At 27.1% G+C, this 16998-nt stretch carries 12 protein-coding genes and 7 tRNA genes; 3 read left to right on the plus strand and 16 right to left on the minus strand.

Annotation, left to right across the window (positions count from 1 at the left end; translation table 11 throughout):
- Positions 1-3: 3 nt before the first annotated feature.
- The 15 genes from rpoB to ileS form a co-directional block, all read right to left on the minus strand.
- Complete coding sequence (gene rpoB, locus H0H42_RS02010) at positions 4-3822, minus strand: DNA-directed RNA polymerase subunit beta (protein WP_185868396.1); 3819 nt, start codon at positions 3820-3822, stop codon at positions 4-6.
- Positions 3823-3846: 24 nt separating this feature from the next.
- Entirely contained in the window at positions 3847-4218 is a 372-nt protein-coding gene (rplL, locus tag H0H42_RS02015) for a 50S ribosomal protein L7/L12 (protein WP_185868397.1), read from the minus strand.
- Position 4219: 1 nt separating this feature from the next.
- Positions 4220-4798 (minus strand): 50S ribosomal protein L10, encoded by a 579-nt coding sequence (gene rplJ / locus H0H42_RS02020; protein WP_185868398.1) that lies wholly within the window; start codon positions 4796-4798, stop codon positions 4220-4222.
- Between the two features lie 4 nt (positions 4799-4802).
- Positions 4803-5498: a 50S ribosomal protein L1 gene (gene rplA / locus H0H42_RS02025; protein ID WP_185868399.1), complete on the minus strand. Its 696-nt coding sequence runs from the start codon at positions 5496-5498 to the stop codon at positions 4803-4805.
- Positions 5499-5511: 13 nt separating this feature from the next.
- Entirely contained in the window at positions 5512-5940 is a 429-nt protein-coding gene (gene rplK, locus H0H42_RS02030; protein ID WP_394798832.1) for a 50S ribosomal protein L11, read from the minus strand.
- Between the two features lie 21 nt (positions 5941-5961).
- Positions 5962-6516, minus strand: a complete 555-nt coding sequence (gene nusG / locus H0H42_RS02035; RefSeq protein ID WP_185868400.1) for a transcription termination/antitermination protein NusG — start codon at positions 6514-6516, stop codon at positions 5962-5964.
- Positions 6517-6519: 3 nt separating this feature from the next.
- Positions 6520-6705: a preprotein translocase subunit SecE gene (gene secE / locus H0H42_RS02040; protein ID WP_185868401.1), complete on the minus strand. Its 186-nt coding sequence runs from the start codon at positions 6703-6705 to the stop codon at positions 6520-6522.
- Between the two features lie 20 nt (positions 6706-6725).
- Positions 6726-6799: transfer RNA gene (locus H0H42_RS02045), tRNA-Trp, on the minus strand.
- Positions 6800-6828: 29 nt separating this feature from the next.
- Positions 6829-8016 (minus strand): elongation factor Tu, encoded by a 1188-nt coding sequence (tuf, locus tag H0H42_RS02050; protein WP_185868402.1) that lies wholly within the window; start codon positions 8014-8016, stop codon positions 6829-6831.
- A gap of 28 nt (positions 8017-8044) precedes the next feature.
- A tRNA-Thr gene (locus H0H42_RS02055) sits at positions 8045-8116 on the minus strand.
- A 23-nt stretch (positions 8117-8139) separates the two neighbouring features.
- A tRNA-Gly gene (locus tag H0H42_RS02060) sits at positions 8140-8215 on the minus strand.
- 11 nt (positions 8216-8226) lie between these two features.
- A tRNA-Tyr gene (locus tag H0H42_RS02065) sits at positions 8227-8311 on the minus strand.
- 7 nt (positions 8312-8318) lie between these two features.
- Positions 8319-8392: transfer RNA gene (locus tag H0H42_RS02070), tRNA-Thr, on the minus strand.
- Positions 8393-8474: 82 nt separating this feature from the next.
- The gene (locus H0H42_RS02075) at positions 8475-9143 is read right to left on the minus strand and encodes a lipoprotein signal peptidase (protein ID WP_185868403.1); all 669 of its coding nucleotides are present in this window, start codon (positions 9141-9143) and stop codon (positions 8475-8477) included.
- A 49-nt stretch (positions 9144-9192) separates the two neighbouring features.
- Positions 9193-12618 carry an isoleucine--tRNA ligase gene (gene ileS, locus H0H42_RS02080; protein WP_185868404.1) on the minus strand — a complete coding sequence of 1142 codons (3426 nt, stop codon included), beginning with the start codon at positions 12616-12618 and terminating at the stop codon, positions 9193-9195.
- Positions 12619-12719: 101 nt separating this feature from the next.
- Here ileS and mutS point away from each other — a divergent pair, with 101 nt between their 5' ends.
- The 3 genes from mutS (at position 12720) to H0H42_RS02095 (ending at position 15464) form a co-directional block, all read left to right on the plus strand.
- The gene (gene mutS, locus H0H42_RS02085; RefSeq protein ID WP_185868405.1) at positions 12720-15245 is read left to right on the plus strand and encodes a DNA mismatch repair protein MutS; all 2526 of its coding nucleotides are present in this window, start codon (positions 12720-12722) and stop codon (positions 15243-15245) included.
- A 48-nt stretch (positions 15246-15293) separates the two neighbouring features.
- A tRNA-Gly gene (locus H0H42_RS02090) sits at positions 15294-15367 on the plus strand.
- A 12-nt stretch (positions 15368-15379) separates the two neighbouring features.
- Positions 15380-15464: transfer RNA gene (locus tag H0H42_RS02095), tRNA-Leu, on the plus strand.
- A gap of 2 nt (positions 15465-15466) precedes the next feature.
- Here the strand turns inward: H0H42_RS02095 and guaB are convergent.
- Positions 15467-16924 (minus strand): IMP dehydrogenase, encoded by a 1458-nt coding sequence (gene guaB / locus H0H42_RS02100; RefSeq protein WP_185868406.1) that lies wholly within the window; start codon positions 16922-16924, stop codon positions 15467-15469.
- Positions 16925-16998: the final 74 nt, after the last annotated feature.

The following is a 16998-nucleotide window of genomic DNA, read 5'->3' on the forward strand; positions in this document are numbered from 1 at the left end:
TCATTATTGTTCTAAATTGATATCCAATCCTAGACCTTTTAACTCATAACAAAGAACATTAAAAGATTCTGGATTATTAGGTTCTGGCATTTCTATCCCCTTTACTATAGATTCATATGTTTTTGATCGTCCTACAACATCATCTGACTTTACAGTTAAAATTTCTCTCAAAATGTTGGATGCACCAAAAGCTTCCAATGCCCAAACTTCCATTTCACCAAAACGTTGTCCTCCAAATTGTGATTTTCCACCTAAAGGTTGTTGAGTAATCAATGAATAAGGACCTATTGAACGAGAATGCATTTTATCGTCGACCATATGACCTAATTTCAACATATATATAACTCCAACCGTAGCAGGTTGATCAAATTTTTCTCCTGTTGATCCATCAAATAAATGTGTAGTACCGAAATTTGGTATTTTTGCTTTTTTAGTATATTCTGATATTTTTTTTAATGTAGCACCATCAAATATAGGAGTAGAAAATTTTATATTTAATTCTTTTCCTGCCCAACCTAATACAGTTTCATAGATTTGTCCTATATTCATTCTTGATGGTACTCCTAATGGATTTAATACGATATCTACTGGACTTCCATCTTCTAAAAAAGGCATATCTTCTTCTCTTAAAATTCTTGCTACTACACCTTTATTGCCATGTCTTCCTGCCATTTTATCTCCTACCTTCAATTTTCTTTTTTTCGCTACGTATACTTTAGCCATTTTTACAATACCTGAAGGCAATTCATCTCCAATTGTTATGGAAAATTTTTTGTGTTTTAATTCACTATTCAAATTATTTAATAAGACTTTATAATTGTGCAATATTTTCAATATTAAATCATTGATTTTTTGATCTTCCGTCCAATGATAGAAAAAAATGTTAGAATAGTCAATAATAGTTGAAAGTAAAATTTTATTAAATTTTATTCCTTTTTGTATGACTTTTACTTTTTTTTCATTAAAAATGTCATAATGACAACTCTTATTCTTCAAAAGAAAAGATAATTTATTAATTAAGATGCTTCTTATTAAAGAAAATTTTTCTTTATATTTTTTCTCTAAAATTTCTATGCTAACTTTATCTTTTTCTCTAGTATTTTTATCCTTAATACTTCTTGTAAATAATTTAGTATCAATTACTACACCAAATAAAGATGGTTCTGCTCTCAATGAAGCATCTTTAACATTTCCTGCTTTATCTCCAAAAATTGCTCTTAATAATTTTTCTTCTGGAGTAGGATCCGATTCTCCTTTTGGAGTAATTTTACCAATTAAAATATCTCCGGGTTTCACTTCCGCTCCAACACGGATAATTCCATTTTCATCCAAATCTTTTGTTGCTTCTTCACTAACATTAGGAATGTCATTGGTAAGTTCTTCCATTCCCAATTTTGTATCACGTACTTCTAAAGAATATTCTTCTATATGTATAGAGGTAAACCAATCTTCAGTAACTACTTTTTCAGAAATTAAAACAGCATCTTCAAAATTATATCCATTGCATGGAATAAATGCAGCTTTTAAATTTCTCCCTAATGCTAATTCTCCATTTTCTGTTCCATACCCTTCACACAATATTTGTCCTTTATGAATTTTCATTCCTTTTTTGACTATAGGTCTTAAATTAATACATGTATTTTGATTTGTTTTTCTAAATTTAATAAGATTATATATACGAGTATTCGATTCAAAATTCACTAGTAATTCTTCTTCTGTTTGATGATACTTTATAACTATTTTTTTAGCATCTACATAATCTACAACACCATCTTTTTCTGCATTAATTAAAATTCTTGAATCTATAGCAACTTGACTTTCTAATCCTGTCCCAATAATAGGTGATTCAGGTTGTAAAAGTGGTACTGCTTGTCTCATCATATTAGAACCCATAAGTGCTCTATTTGCATCATCATGTTCTAAAAAAGGAATTAAAGAAGCAGATATTGAAGCTATTTGATTAGGTGCAACATCAATATAATCAACTTGAGTAGGATTGACAACAGGAAAATCTCCATCTTTACGTGAAATAATTCTTTCAGAAATAAATCTACCAAATTTATCTATGGAATTTGATTGAGCAATTGATTTTCCTTCCTCTTCTTCAGCACTTAAATATCTCACAGAAGATGGGTCTAATCTAACTATTCCATTCGTTACCATTCTATAAGGAGTTTCTACAAATCCCATATTGTTAATTTTAGCGAAGACAGAAAGTGAAGAGATTAAACCAATATTTGGACCTTCAGGAGTTTCTATAGGACATAATCTACCATAATGAGAATAGTTAACATCTCTTACTTCAAATCCTGCTCTCTCTCTAGATAATCCACCTGGTCCCAAAGCAGAAAGTCTCCTTTTATGAGTAATTTCAGATAAGGGATTTGTCTGATCCATAAATTGAGATAACTGATTAGTACCAAAAAAAGTATTTATAACAGAAGAAAGAGTTTTCGCATTAATAAGATCTGAAGGCATAAAAACTTCATTATCACGAACATTCATTCTTTCTTTTATAGTACGAGACATCCTCGCTAGTCCTATATTAAATTGAGTATATAATTGTTCACCTACAGATCGTACTCTACGATTAGATAAATGATCAATATCGTCAACTTCTCTTTTTGAATTGAATAAATCGTTTAAATGTTCAATAATAGCAATAATATCTTCTTTACTAAGAACTAAATGATTAGGATCGATCTTTAATCCAAGACGTTTGTTTAAACGATATCTTCCAACAGGTCCCAAACTATATCGAGTATCGGAGAAAAAAAGTTTTTCTATAATCCCCTTTGCTGTTTCTTCGTCTGGAGGTTCTGTATTTCTCATTTGTTTATATATATATTCTACAGCTTCTTTTTCAGAATTAGTAGGATCTTTGTGGAGAGTATTATAAATAATAGAGTAATCTTTTTGAATTCCACTTGTTTTATGAAGTAAAATACTAGTAATTTCATAATTATTTATAATATCTATATGTTCTTGTTTTAAAAGGACATCTCTATCAATAAGAATTTCATTTTTTTCCATTGAAATGACTTCTCCTGTATCTTCATCTACAAAATCTTCATGCCAAATTCTCAATATTCTTTCAGCCAATGTCCTACCTAAAATATTTCTATTATTAGTATGATCCATTTGAATTTCTTCTGCTAGATTGAATATTTTTAATATATCCTTATCTCTTTCATATCCTATTGCACGTAATAAAGTAGTCATTGGAAGCTTTTTTTTACGGTCAATATATGCATACATCACATTATTAATATCCGTTGCAAATTCTATCCATGATCCTTTAAAGGGAATAATCCTTGCGGAATAAAGTTTTGTTCCATTTGCATGATGCGATTGACCGAAGAATACACCAGGAGAACGGTGTAATTGTGATACGATTACCCTTTCAGATCCATTGAAAATAAAAGATCCGGAAGGAGTCATATATGGATATGTACCTAAATATACATCTTGATAAACTGTTTCAAAATCTTCATGTTCTGGATCCGTACAATATAATTTTAATTTTGCCTTTAATGGTACACTATATGTTAATCCTCTTTCAAGACATTCTTCTATTGAATATCTAGGAGAATCTATAGAATAACCTTTAAATTCTAAAACAAAAGAATTCCTTGCATCAGAAATAGGAAAATTATCTGAAAAAGCTTTAAACAATCCTTCATTTTTTCTATTTTCCGGTTTTGTATCTAATTGAAAAAATTCTTTAAAAGATTCAATCTGAACATCTAAAAAATCAGGATACTTATATTTTTTTGCTACTGAAGAAAACGTAATTCTTTCTGAAATATTGTTGGTATTCACGAATTCATCCAATTATTAAAATTATTACTTTAATTCAATTTCTGCACCAAGATCTTCAAATTTCTTTTTGATGTCTTCCGCTTCTTTTTTATCTACCGATTCTTTAATAATGCTTGGAATATTGTCAACTAAATTTTTCGAATCTTTTAATCCTTTTCCTGTTATTTCTTTTACTAACTTTACTACAGATAATTTAGAATTTCCTGAAGATTTTAGAGAAATATTAAAGATACTTTGTTCTTTTTTTTCAGAAGTTTTTTCTTTTTCAGAAGTTTCTTCTAAACGATATGATGAACTTTGAGGTTGTATTCCATATTTTTCTTTCAGAATAGAAGATAATTCATTTACTTGTTTTACCGTTAAATTCACCAATTGTTCTGCTAATTTTTCGATCATTTTATTTTATTTTATTTTTTAATCCTGTTCCTTTATTTGTAGAATTAAGGGAAAAAATATTTAAAATTTTAAATATTTTATTTTTTGTTGATTCTTCTAAAGAAAGAATTAGATTTTGTATAGGATTTTTTAAATTTGACAAAATGTATACAATCATATCTTCCTTAGATTTCATACTCATGAGTAATTCTAAACTTTTATTTCCAAAATAAAATAAGTCATGAACATATGCTGCTTTTAAATATGGTTTTTCCATATCTTCTTTAAGATGAAATTTTTTAATTATTTTCGACATTATATTCCACGAATTTTCATTTGAAAACAAAATAGTTGTATTTCCACGCAAAATAGAAAAAAATGAACGAAATTTATTTTTTTCAACTTTTTCCATAGCTTTCTTGAGAATGGTATTTTTCACTAGTTTCATATGAATGAAATTCTTGTAAAAAGATTTTCGTAAAAAAAATATTTGATTGGAATTTAATCCAGAAATATCAATCAAATATATTACTTTATTATTAGATAATATTTTGAACAAACTTAATAATTCTTTTTGCTTTTGTGATTTTTCTTTTTTCATTTACTCAAAAAACTTTTAGATCTATTGATATAGAACGACTCATAGTAGTGGATAAATATATATTCTTTATATAATCTCCTTTGTAAGAATTAGGTTTATTTTTTATGATAGTTTTTACAAAAACTATTATATTTTCTAATAAATGTTCATTTGAATATGATTTTCTTCCTATCGAAGAATGAATGGATCCAAAACGATCCGTTTTGAAAAATATTTTTCCAGACCTAATTTCTTTTACAGATATTTCTGGATGAATAGATATGGTATCAAGATTTGAATTGGGCATCAATCCTTTAGGTCCTAAAATTTTTCCTAAATCGACTAATTGATTCATCATACTAGGCATTGTTACAATAATGTCAAAATCTATCCAACCAGATTGTATTTTTTCAATATAATCCATTCCTCCTGCATAATCAGCTCCTGCTTTTTTCAATTCTTCTTCTTTTTCTTTCGATACGATAGCTAAAATACGTATTTTTTTCCCTGTACCATAAGGTAATTTCACAGATCCTCGCAGGTTTTCATTAGAAGAATGATTTTTATTTTTTCCTAAATGAATAGAGATATCTACAGATTCATCAAATTTTGCAAAACTTAATTCCTTAAGAATCGGAATTCCTTCTTTTAAAAGATAAGAACTTTTTAATACTTTAGAAAGATTTTTTTTTTTATTTCTGGTTAGTTTTCTTTTAAACATATTTATTAGTTATCTAATCTATCTCAATCCCCATTGATCTCGCTGTACCACACACCATAGATATTGCAGATTTAATGGAAAAACAATTCAAATCTTCCATTTTATTACTTGCAATTTTCTTAATATTATTCATACTTATTTTTCCAATTTTCGTACGGTTAGATTCTTTAGACCCTTTTTTTTTATTTATTGCATTTAATAGTTGTATAGATACAGGAGGATTTTTAATAATAAAAGAAAAAGATTTATCCTCATACACTGTAATCAATACAGGACATAATTGATCAATTTTATCTTTTGTTTTAATATTGTATTGTTTACAAAATTCCATAATATTTACTCCGGAACTTCCTAAGATTGGACCTATAGGAGGAGATGGATTCGCTTTTCCTCCATATATTTTACAAATTTTTATTTTTTTTATTATTCTTTTTTTTATCATATTTTTTAATAAAAATAAATCTTAAATTTTTTCTATCTGTGTAAAATTTAATTCTAGTGGAGTTTTTCTACCAAAAATTAAAACAGCTAATTCTATTTTTCTTTTTTCTTCATGTATCTTTTCAATAGTTCCATTAAATCCACTAAATGGACCATCGATTACTTTAATTGTTTCTCCTACAACAAATGGAAGATGTAATGGATCAACTTTCTCATAAAGTTGATCCATTTTTCCTAACATTCGATTGACTTCTTCTTTTCTCATTGGAGTAGGATGAGCCGTATTTCCTTTTCCTTCACTTAAGACAGTAATAACTCCAGAAACATTTTTTATTTTATGATAAGTTTCTCCTTCTAGATTTGCTTCAATCATAACGTAACCAGGATAATGGACTTTATCTCTATAAATTTTTTTTCCTTTTCTCATTTGAACTATTTTTTCAATAGGAACTAAAATTTTTCCTATAGAATTTTGAAATCCATTATCTCTAATTTCATTTTCAATATACGACTTTACTTTATTCTCCTGACCACTCATGGTTTTTATCACATACCATTTTTTTTTTAAATCTTCCATACTTTATAAAGAAAATAATATTTTTACTATTAAAATAAATATTCCATCGATAACATATAAAAATATTGACAAAAATATAGAAAGAAAAAAAATTAATATTGTTTTATCTTTTAATTCTTTCCATTTTGGCCAACTAATACAATGAAAAAATTCATAGTATAATTCTAAAAAAATAGAACGTTTTTTCATATTATATTTTAAAAAATACACACGGATGGTAAGAATCGAACTTACGACCTTCGGTTTTGGAGACCGATGCTCTACCTAACTAAGCTACATCCGTTTGTTAAAAAACATGATAATAAAATCTTTTTATGAAATAATATTTACTACTTGTCCAGCACCTACTGTTTTCCCTCCTTCACGAATAGCAAAACGTAACTTTTCACTTAATGCAACAGGTTGATGTAATTGTACCTCCATTGATACATTATCACCTGGCATCACCATCTCTATTCCTTTTGAAAGATGTATTTCCCCTGTTACGTCGGTAGTTCTTAAATAAAATTGAGGACGATATTTATTATGAAAAGGAGTATGTCTACCACCTTCCTCTTTAGTGAGAATATAAACTTCTGCATTAAATTTTTTATAAGACTTTACAGAACCTGGAGAAGAAATTACCATTCCTCTACGAATATCTTTTTTTTCTATTCCTCGTAATAATAAACCAACATTATCACCAGCTTGTCCTTGATCTAATATTTTTCGAAACATTTCTACTCCTGTAATAGTTGATGATAATTTTTTTTCTATCATTCCAATAATATCTACTACATCTCCAGTATGAATTATTCCACTTTCGATACGTCCAGTAGCTACTGTTCCTCTCCCTGTTATAGTAAAAACGTCTTCTACAGGCATTAAAAATGGTTTATCCATTTCTCTTACTGGTTCTGGAATATACTCATCTAAAACATTCATCAATTCTTTTATTTTTTCAATCCATTTCTTATCTCCATTTAATGCACCCAATGCCGATCCTTGTACAATGGGAATATTTTCTCCATCATATTCATATTTAGAAAGTAAATCTCTTATTTCCATTTCTACTAATTCTAATAGTTCTGGATCATCAACTTGATCAACTTTATTCATAAAAACTATTATTTTTGGAACTCCTACTTGACGTGCTAATAAAATATGTTCTCTAGTTTGAGGCATTGGACCATCTGTAGCCGCAACAACTAGAATAGCACCGTCCATTTGTGCCGCTCCAGTAATCATATTTTTAATATAATCTGCATGACCAGGACAATCCACATGAGCATAATGCCTTTTTATAGTTTCATATTCCACATGAGAAGTATTAATAGTAATTCCTCTTTCTTTTTCTTCTGGTGCATTATCGATTGCATCAAAACTTTTTTCCTCAGCTAACCCGTCTTGGGATAATACTTTCGTTATTGCTGCAGTAAGAGTTGTTTTTCCATGATCTACGTGTCCAGTAGTTCCTATGTTTAAATGTGGTTTGTCTCTTTTAAATTTTTCTTTTGCCATTATAAAATATTATAGATTTTCACAAAAAAGCCAATGGCGGGAATTGAACCCGTGACCTCTTCCTTACCAAGGAAGTACTCTACCACTGAGCTACATTGGCCATATACTTATGATGTTATGCAGAGCGGAAGACGGGATTCGAACCCGCGACATTCAACTTGGAAGGCTGATACTCTAAAACCAACTGAGTTACTTCCGCTTCAATTTCAATGGGGAGAGCAGGATTCGAACCTGCGAAGGTAAATACCAACAGATTTACAGTCTGTCCTCGTTAACCAGACTTGAGTATCTCCCCAAAAAAAAGCCGGTAGAGGGATTCGAACCCACGACTTCGAGATTACAAATCACGTGCTCTGACCAACTGAGCTACACCGGCTTATATTTCATTCGTAATAATGAAAATCAGATTGATACAAATCTATAGAGATTTTTATAATTATCAAAAAATAATGCAAACATCAAAAAAATTTCCCATAACATTGAATTTTTGTTTTAAAAAAAATTAACAAAATGATTCCAATAAATATTATAACATCAGAAAAATTAAAAACCGTTTGAAAAAATTGCACTTGATCTCCTCCAAAAAAAGGGATATATCCAGGAATATGGAAATTTTTTATATGAAAAAAAAATAAATCGACAACACAGCCTTCCATAAAAGTAGCATATCCACTTTCTTTTCCAAAAATTATTCTAGATATTCCAGAATAAGGCATCCATTTTTGATTTTCTTTATTATAAATAGTTCCTTTATCAAAAAAGGATCCATACAAAGCACTATCTAAAAAATTTCCTATAGCACCTGATAAAATTAAACTAGTAGGAATAATAAGATATTCTTTTTTTTTTTTCTCTTTCTCAAGTTTTTTAATAATTTTAAAATGAAAAAAAGAAATAATAATAATCAAAAAAAAACGAATTACACTAAGTAATATTTTCCCATAATATCCTTTTCCTAAAAGCATTCCATATGCCATTCCAGGATTTTCTATAAAAACAATCCAAAAAAAAGAAAATAATGGAAATATTCCTCCTAGTTTAAAATGAGTTTTTACATATATTTTTAAAATATGATCAATTAACAGAGTAAATAAAATAATAAAAAAAGTCTTTCGAAAAAGATTCATAATTTTTAATGTTATCAATTTATTGATGGATTTTAAAAACTTTTTATTATTAACTTTTCAATTTGTTTATTTTTATGTAAAAGATATGATTATTCATGGAAATTTTTTTCATATCTTTTTGAAAATCAAAAAGAATTTTTTTTGCAAGAATTTCTTTACAAATAAGAGGTTGATTCTGTTTTATAAAAGATTTATAAGTAAAATCCTTGACTTGAACAAAAAGTACGATTCTATCAACTACATGGTAGTTATTTTGTTTTCTCAAAATTTGTATATTTCTTATAAATTCTCTAATAAATCCTTCTTCTTCAAGATGATGAGAAATACGTAAATCTAAAGCAACTGTCATGTTTTTTCCTTTTAAAATAGACCAATTTTTATAAGGAGTTGAAATAATTATTACGTCTTCTAATGAAATAGAAATTTTTTCTCCTTCCAAAGGAATAAAAATGGATTGATTTTTCTCTATTTTTTCAATTTCTTTTTGAGTAAATTGATTAATAATTTTAGATATTTTATTTGTTTTATTTCTAAATTTAGGTCCTAAAACTTTATAATTAGGTTTTATATTTTTTTCCATTTCTAATTTTTGAAAATTAGTAATAAAATCTATTTTTTTTACATTAGATTCTTTTAAAAGAATTCCTTCTAACTCATTTAATTCTTTTTTTTTAGGAAGATGATTTGGATTATAGATAAATATTAGTCCCTTTTTTATAGGTTGTTTAATTTTTATATTATTTTTTTTTCTTAACGAAAAAATCATTCCAACTATTTGTTGAATAAATAACATATTTTTTTCTAATCTTTTATTGATAAATTGATTATCATACTTTGGAAAATCACTTAAATGAACACTAATTAATTCTTTTTCCTCATATGGAATACGTAAATCTACGTACATTCTTTCTGAAAAAAAGGGAATTATTGGAGAAGATATTTTTGATATATTAATCAAACAATAATAAAGGATCCGATAGGCACATTCTTTATTTTTTGAATATTCTTCTTTCCAAAATCTTCTTCTACATAATCTTACATACCAATTACTTAATTGATTTAAAACAAAATAGAAAATTAATCGAGCAGATTGGTGTGGATTAAATATTTTATAGGATTCATTGGTTTTCTTGATCATTGTATTCAATTCGGAAAGTATCCATAAATCTAAAATTGTACAATCCTTAAGTATTATTTGTTTTTCTTTTTTATGAGAAAATCCATCTATATTGGCATATAAAGAAAAAAATTTATAAACATTAAACCATGTAACAAAAAACTTTTTAATTGATGAATCAATTCCATCCAAATTAAATTTTAAATTTTCCCATTGAGGAGAATTGTAAACAATATACCAACGAATAGCATCAGGACCGTACTTTTCAAGTAAATCAAAAGGATTAATTGAATTTCCCTTACTTTTTGACATTTTTTGTCCATATTTATCCAATACAAGTCCTGTACAAACCACATTTTTATAGGCAATAGTATCAAATACCATACTACTTATTGTATGTAAGGTAAAAAACCATCCTCTAGTCTGATCTATTCCTTCTGATATAAAATCACATGGAAATAATAATTTATTATCTATCATTTCTTTATTTTCAAAAGGATAATGAATTTGTGCATAAGGCATCGATCCAGAATCAAACCATACATCTATTACATCTGACTCTCTTTTCATTGGTTTTCCTTTTGAAGAAACTAAAATAATTTTATCTACAATATGTTTATGTAAATTTATATTTTCATAGTTTTCATTGCTCATATCGTCCAATATAAAATCCTTAAAAATATTTATTTTCATAAATCCTTTATCAATAGATTTTTGTATTTCTGAATATAATTGTTTAATAGATCCAATAACTTTTTTTTCATCTCCTTCTTGAGTAGTCCAAATAGGAATCGGGGTCCCCCAGTATCTAGAACGTGATAAATTCCAATCTTTCAAATTTTGTAACCAAGAATGAAAACGTTTATTTCCTATGAAACTTGGATGCCATTTAATAGTTTTATTAAGAAGAATAATTTTTTCTTTTATTTTTGTAGTACTTAGAAACCATGAATTTAATGGGTAATAAAATATTGGTTTTTCCGTTCTCCAACAATAAGGATAAAAATGAGAATACATTTCCGTTCTTAAAATACAATTATTTTTTTTTAGAAAAGAAATCATTTCATCATCTACTGATGTTTTTTGTATTCCATATGGATCATATTCATTTTTTATGTATTTGCCTCCGAATCCAAAAGGTAAAATATTAAGAAATCTTCCTTGAAGATCTACCAATGGAATGGGTTGATTCTTTTCATTTAATACTAACATCAATGGAATATTATATTGTTTTGATAGAGAAAAATCATCCATGCCAAATGTTGGAGCTATATGAACAATTCCAGTACCTTCTTTTTCCTTTATAAAATCTCCATTTACAATTTTAAATGCATGATCTTTATTATAATAAGGTAAAAACCAAGGTAATAATTGTTCGTATTTACTGTTGAACAATTCCTTTCCTTTAAATTCGTTTATAATTAAAAAAGGAATTTTTCCATCATAACAAAGATCTAATTCATTTTCTTTAAAAACTTCGTAATATTTTTTGGATATTAATACATGATGAATGGATTGTTTAGAAAGGATTAATAATTCTTTTTTATGGGTATTTTTATTATATGTTTTGATCAACACATAGTATATATTATTTCCTACAGCTAATGCTGTATTAGATGGTAAAGTCCAAGGAGTTGTCGTCCATGATACCAAATAAATATCTTCTTTGATATTTTTAAACTTTTCAGGTAATGATTTCTTGATAGATTTAAATTTCAAAAAAGGAGAAGGTTGTATTACCTTTCTATAAGCTCCTTGCATATTGAGTTCGTTATAGCTAATTCCTGTACCTGCAGAAGGAGAATAAGGTTGTACCGTATATCCTTTATAAAGAAAATTTTTATCATGTAATTTTTTAATTAATGACCAAACGCTCTCGATGTACTTGGCATTACAAGTGATATATGCATTTTCTGTATCAATCCAATAACCAATTTTTTCTGTAAAAGAAATCCATTTTTTTAGAGATTGTTTTACAAACTTATAACATAAATCGTTATATTTTTTTATACTTATTTTTTTCCCAATATGATTTTTGTTAATTCCAATTTTTTTTTCTATAGCAATTTCAACTGGTAATCCGTGAGTATCCCATCCAGCTTTTCTAAAAACATTGTTTCCTTTCAAAGCATGAAATCTGCAAAAAATATCTTTTATAGTTCTACTTAACATATGATGAACCCCTGGTTCTCCGTTTAAAGATGGTGGTCCTTCGTATAAAACATATTTTCTACATTTTTTTTGATATAAATTTCTGAAACTACGTAAAATAATCTTATTTTTTTTCCAATATTGAAAAATTTCTTCTGTTATTTTTTTTATATCTAATTTTTTATATTCTCTAAACTTTTTTAGCATGCGTATTTTTTATTATAACAAAAATCAATGTTAATAGTGAAAAAATCTATTATTTTATAAAAATAAAATTCAATTTATATACACTTTATATAAACATAGATATGAGTAAAAAAAAAGAAAATACTCCATTAATTCAACAATACAATGATATAAAAAAACAATATCCAGACACCATTTTACTTTTTCAAGTTGGAGATTTTTACGAAGCGTTTGGCAAAGATGCAATTGTCTGTTCTCAAACACTTCATATTGTATTAACAAAACGATTGAATCATATTCAATTATCAGGATTTCCATGCCATTCTTTAAATATCTATTTACCAAAATTAATTCATGCAGGATTTCGTGTTGCTATTTGTAATCAACTAGAAGAACCTAAAAAAGGAAAAAACCTTGTAAAAAGAGGAGTAGTAGAACTGATTACTCCTGGAATAAATACTTATGATAATGTTTTACCGAGTAAAAGTAACAATTTTTTGGCGTCAATTCATGTAGAAAAAAATTTTTTCGGATTAAGTTTATTAGATATCTCAACGGGAGAATTTTTTACAACAGAAGATAAACAAGATAATATTTTAAGATATATAAGAAATTTTGATCCCAGTGAAATTCTTATTCAAAGAAAAGAAAAAAACCTTTTTCAAAAATTATTAAAAAATAAATATTACACATTTCTAATGGAAGATTGGATTTTTGAATATTCCTTTGCATATGAAAAATTAATATCACATTTTAAAACAAATTCGTTGAAAGGTTTTGGAATCAATAATTTAAAACTTGGAATTATATCATCAGGAGTAATATTATGTTATCTTCATGATACAAATCACTTTAAAATCAATCATATATATAATATTCATCCCATAAAAAAAGAAGAATCAGTTTGTATAGATGACTATACATTTCAAAACTTAGAAATATTTCAACCTTTTAATAAAGAAGGATTTTCTTTATTAAAAATATTGGATCAAACAATTACTCCCATGGGTGGAAGACTTTTAAAAAAATGGATTCTTTTTCCTTCATCGAAAAAATATATTATCGAAAAACGTCAAAAAATAGTTAAGGAATTATGTGAAAACAACTCTTTACGAATTTTTATAAACAAACAAATGAAACAATTATGTGATATAGAAAGAATAACTTCAAAAATTTCTTTGGAAAAAGTTTCTCCTAGAGAAATAGATTTATTGGGAAAATCGATTATATCCATTGATAAAATGAAAAAGGAAATTCTTATTCATAAAAAAAAAAGTGTACTAACCCTTATTTTTTCATCTTTGAAAGATTGTTTACATATATCTGATAAAATTCGAAAAACAATACAAGAAAATCCACCATCTTCTATAGAAAAAGGGAAAGGTAACGTCATTATGAAAGGAGTTTCAAAAGAGTTAGATAAAATGCGTGATTTATATTTCTCCCAAAAAGAATACGTTGAAAAATTATGCTTATCAGAAAAATTAAATACAGGGATATCTAATCTTAAAATAGGATATAGTAAAATATTTGGATATTATTTTGAAATAAAAATCCACGAAAAAAAGAAAATTCCTCATCATTGGATTGAAAAGCAACGATTATCTCATTGCAAAAGATATCTTACAAAAGAATTAAAAGATTTTGAATCAAAAATATTACATGCTTCAAACAATATTTTTTATATAGAAAAAAAAATTTTTTCTTCTTTTATTAAAGAAATTTCAAAAGAAATAAAAGATTTAAAAAATAATGCAAAAAAAATTGGAAAAATTGATGTACTGTGTTCTTTTTCTTCAGTAGCTTTAGAAAATAATTATACTATGCCTACAATTACGAATCATAAAGGAATATCCATTGTAGATAGTCGACATCCTGTAATTGAAAAAACAATAATGAGTAAAAACTCATATATCCCTAATGATATTTTTCTTGACAAAGAAATTCAACAAATTTTAATGATCACAGGTCCAAATATGTCTGGTAAATCTGCATATTTACGTCAAATTGCAATTATCATATTAATGGCACATATAGGTAGTTTCATTCCTGCAAAAAATGCAAAAATAGGGATAGTAGATAAAATATTTAGTAGAGTTGGTGCATATGATAATATATCTATAGGTGAATCCACTTTTATGGTAGAAATGAATGAAACGGCAAATATATTGAATAACATAACTGCAAGAAGTTTTATTATTTTGGATGAAATAGGAAGAGGAACAAGTATGCAAGATGGAATTTCTATAGCTCAATCAATCGTAGAATTTTTACATGAACATTCATGTCGTCCTTTTACTTTATTTGCTACTCATTATCACGAAATTACGAAAATGAATCGCTTCTTCAAAAGAATCAAAAATTTTTATATTTCTGTAAAAAAAATAGATGAAGAACTCATTTTTATGAGAAAATTAATGACTGGTCATTGTAAAAACAGCTTCGGAATTCATATTGCAAAAATGGCTGGAATTCCAGAAAAGGTTATTTATAGAGCAAAAAAAATATTCAAAACAAATTTGAATAATTCTGATCTAGAATCTCATAAACAAATTCTCACAATTTCTATAAAAAAAATGAATGATATTATCCATTTATTATCTAATGAAAAAATAAAAGTTAATGATATAATTAATTCATTAAAATAAACTAATTTGCTAGATATACTAAACTATTTTTAAATTAGTTATCTCATTGCGAGAATAGCTCAGTTGGTTAGAGTACGACCTTGCCAAGGTCGGAGTCACGGGTTCGAATCCCGTTTCTCGCTTTAAATAAATCTATCCGGGTGGTGGAATTGGTAGACACACAGGACTTAAAATCCTGTGATCATTTTGATCGTACGGGTTCAACTCCCGTCCCGGGTACTTTATTTGCTGTAATTAGGTGATTCTTTTATAATGTTTACACTATGTGGATGATTTTCTTTCAATCCAGAATTTGTAATAACTACAAACTTTCCCGTTTTCTTTAAATTTTTTATGGTTGGTGTTCCACAATATCCCATTCCAGATCTCAATCCTCCACATATTTGATAAAGTACATCTTTCATTGTTCCTTTGTATGGAACAATTGCTTCAATTCCTTCTGGAACATATTTTTCATTAAATTGAAAATATCGATCTCTACTTCCTCTTTTCATAGCAATTAGAGATCCCATCCCTACATAACTTTTAAATTTTCTTCCTTGAAGAATTACTTCCTCTCCAGGAGATTCATCCGTTCCAGCGAATAAACTTCCAATCATTACTGCACTAGCTCCAGAAGCAATAGCTTTTACAATATCTCCGGAATATCTAATTCCACCATCAGAAATAATATGAACGTTTCGAGTTTTTGCATATTCATAAACATCATTGATCGCTGTAATTTGAGGCATTCCTACTCCTGCTATCACTCTAGTGGTACAAATAGATCCAGATCCAATTCCTACTTTTAAAATAGTAGCTCCTGAATCAATCAAATCTTTAGCTCCTTGAGGAGTGACTATATTTCCTACTAATAAAGCCATGTTAGGATAAGCATTTCGAATTTTTTGAACTATATTTAATACTCTTGAAGAATGTCCATGTGCAGAGTCTATTGCAATAAGATCAATACTTTTTTTATGTAAAGATTCTACCCTATTCATTGTCTCTTTATTTATCCCTACAGCCGCACCTACACGTAGACATCCTTTTGAATCTTTACATGCATTTGGATATTCAATGACATTATCAATATCTCTAATTGTTATTAAACCAATTAATTTATTTTTTTCATCTACAATAGGAAGTTTTTCAATTTTTTCTTTTAATAGAATATTTTTTGCTTCTTCCATATTTATATTCTTTTGAGAAGTAATTAATTTTTCTTTTGTCATAACATCTTCAACCAAAGAATCTAAATTTTTACGATATTTTATATCTCTTTTTGTAATGATTCCTAAAAGATATTGATTTTTTTCTACTACAGGTAATCCAGAAATTTTATATTTTTTCATAAGATATTGTGCTTGTCTTAGTGTGGAATTTCTAGAAAGAGTGATAGGATGATCAATCATTCCATTTTCGCTTCTTTTTACCTTATAAACTTCTTCTGTTTGACTTTTTATATTCATATTTTTATGAATAATCCCAATCCCCCCTTCTCTTGCAAGAGAAATTGCAAGAGAAGATTCAGTCACAGTATCCATAGCAGCGCTTAATATTGGAATATTGAGTTTTATATCTAGTGTAAGATCAACTTCAAGAGATACTTCCGAAGGTAAAATGGAAGAATAATTGGGTACAAGCAAAACATCGTCAAAAGTTAACGCATTCTTCAAAATTTTTTCATTTAAAGACATAATTTTTTGTTTTTAAAAAATTTTTATCAAATAATTCTCTAATTAATTAAGATATTTTATGTAACATTCTTTCT

Origin of the sequence: Blattabacterium cuenoti, from assembly GCF_014252275.1 — a bacterium.
Classification (GTDB): domain Bacteria; phylum Bacteroidota; class Bacteroidia; order Flavobacteriales; family Blattabacteriaceae; genus Blattabacterium; species Blattabacterium cuenoti_O.

Bases quoted from the DNA above. Each gene is read 5' to 3' on its own strand.
- rplL (WP_185868397.1), bottom strand. From the start codon at position 4,218: ATGATCGAAAAATTAGCAGAACAATTGGTGAATTTAACGGTAAAACAA.
- rplJ (WP_185868398.1), bottom strand. From the start codon at position 4,798: ATGAAAAAAGAAAAATCACAAAAGCAAAAAGAATTATTAAGTTTGTTC.
- rplA (WP_185868399.1), bottom strand. From the start codon at position 5,498: ATGTTTAAAAGAAAACTAACCAGAAATAAAAAAAAAAATCTTTCTAAA.
- rplK (WP_394798832.1), bottom strand. From the start codon at position 5,940: ATGATAAAAAAAAGAATAATAAAAAAAATAAAAATTTGTAAAATATAT.
- nusG (WP_185868400.1), bottom strand. From the start codon at position 6,516: ATGGAAGATTTAAAAAAAAAATGGTATGTGATAAAAACCATGAGTGGT.
- secE (WP_185868401.1), bottom strand. From the start codon at position 6,705: ATGAAAAAACGTTCTATTTTTTTAGAATTATACTATGAATTTTTTCAT.
- tuf (WP_185868402.1), bottom strand. From the start codon at position 8,016: ATGGCAAAAGAAAAATTTAAAAGAGACAAACCACATTTAAACATAGGA.
- H0H42_RS02075 (WP_185868403.1), bottom strand. From the start codon at position 9,143: ATGAATCTTTTTCGAAAGACTTTTTTTATTATTTTATTTACTCTGTTA.
- ileS (WP_185868404.1), bottom strand. From the start codon at position 12,618: ATGCTAAAAAAGTTTAGAGAATATAAAAAATTAGATATAAAAAAAATA.
- mutS (WP_185868405.1), top strand. From the start codon at position 12,720: ATGAGTAAAAAAAAAGAAAATACTCCATTAATTCAACAATACAATGAT.
- guaB (WP_185868406.1), bottom strand. From the start codon at position 16,924: ATGTCTTTAAATGAAAAAATTTTGAAGAATGCGTTAACTTTTGACGAT.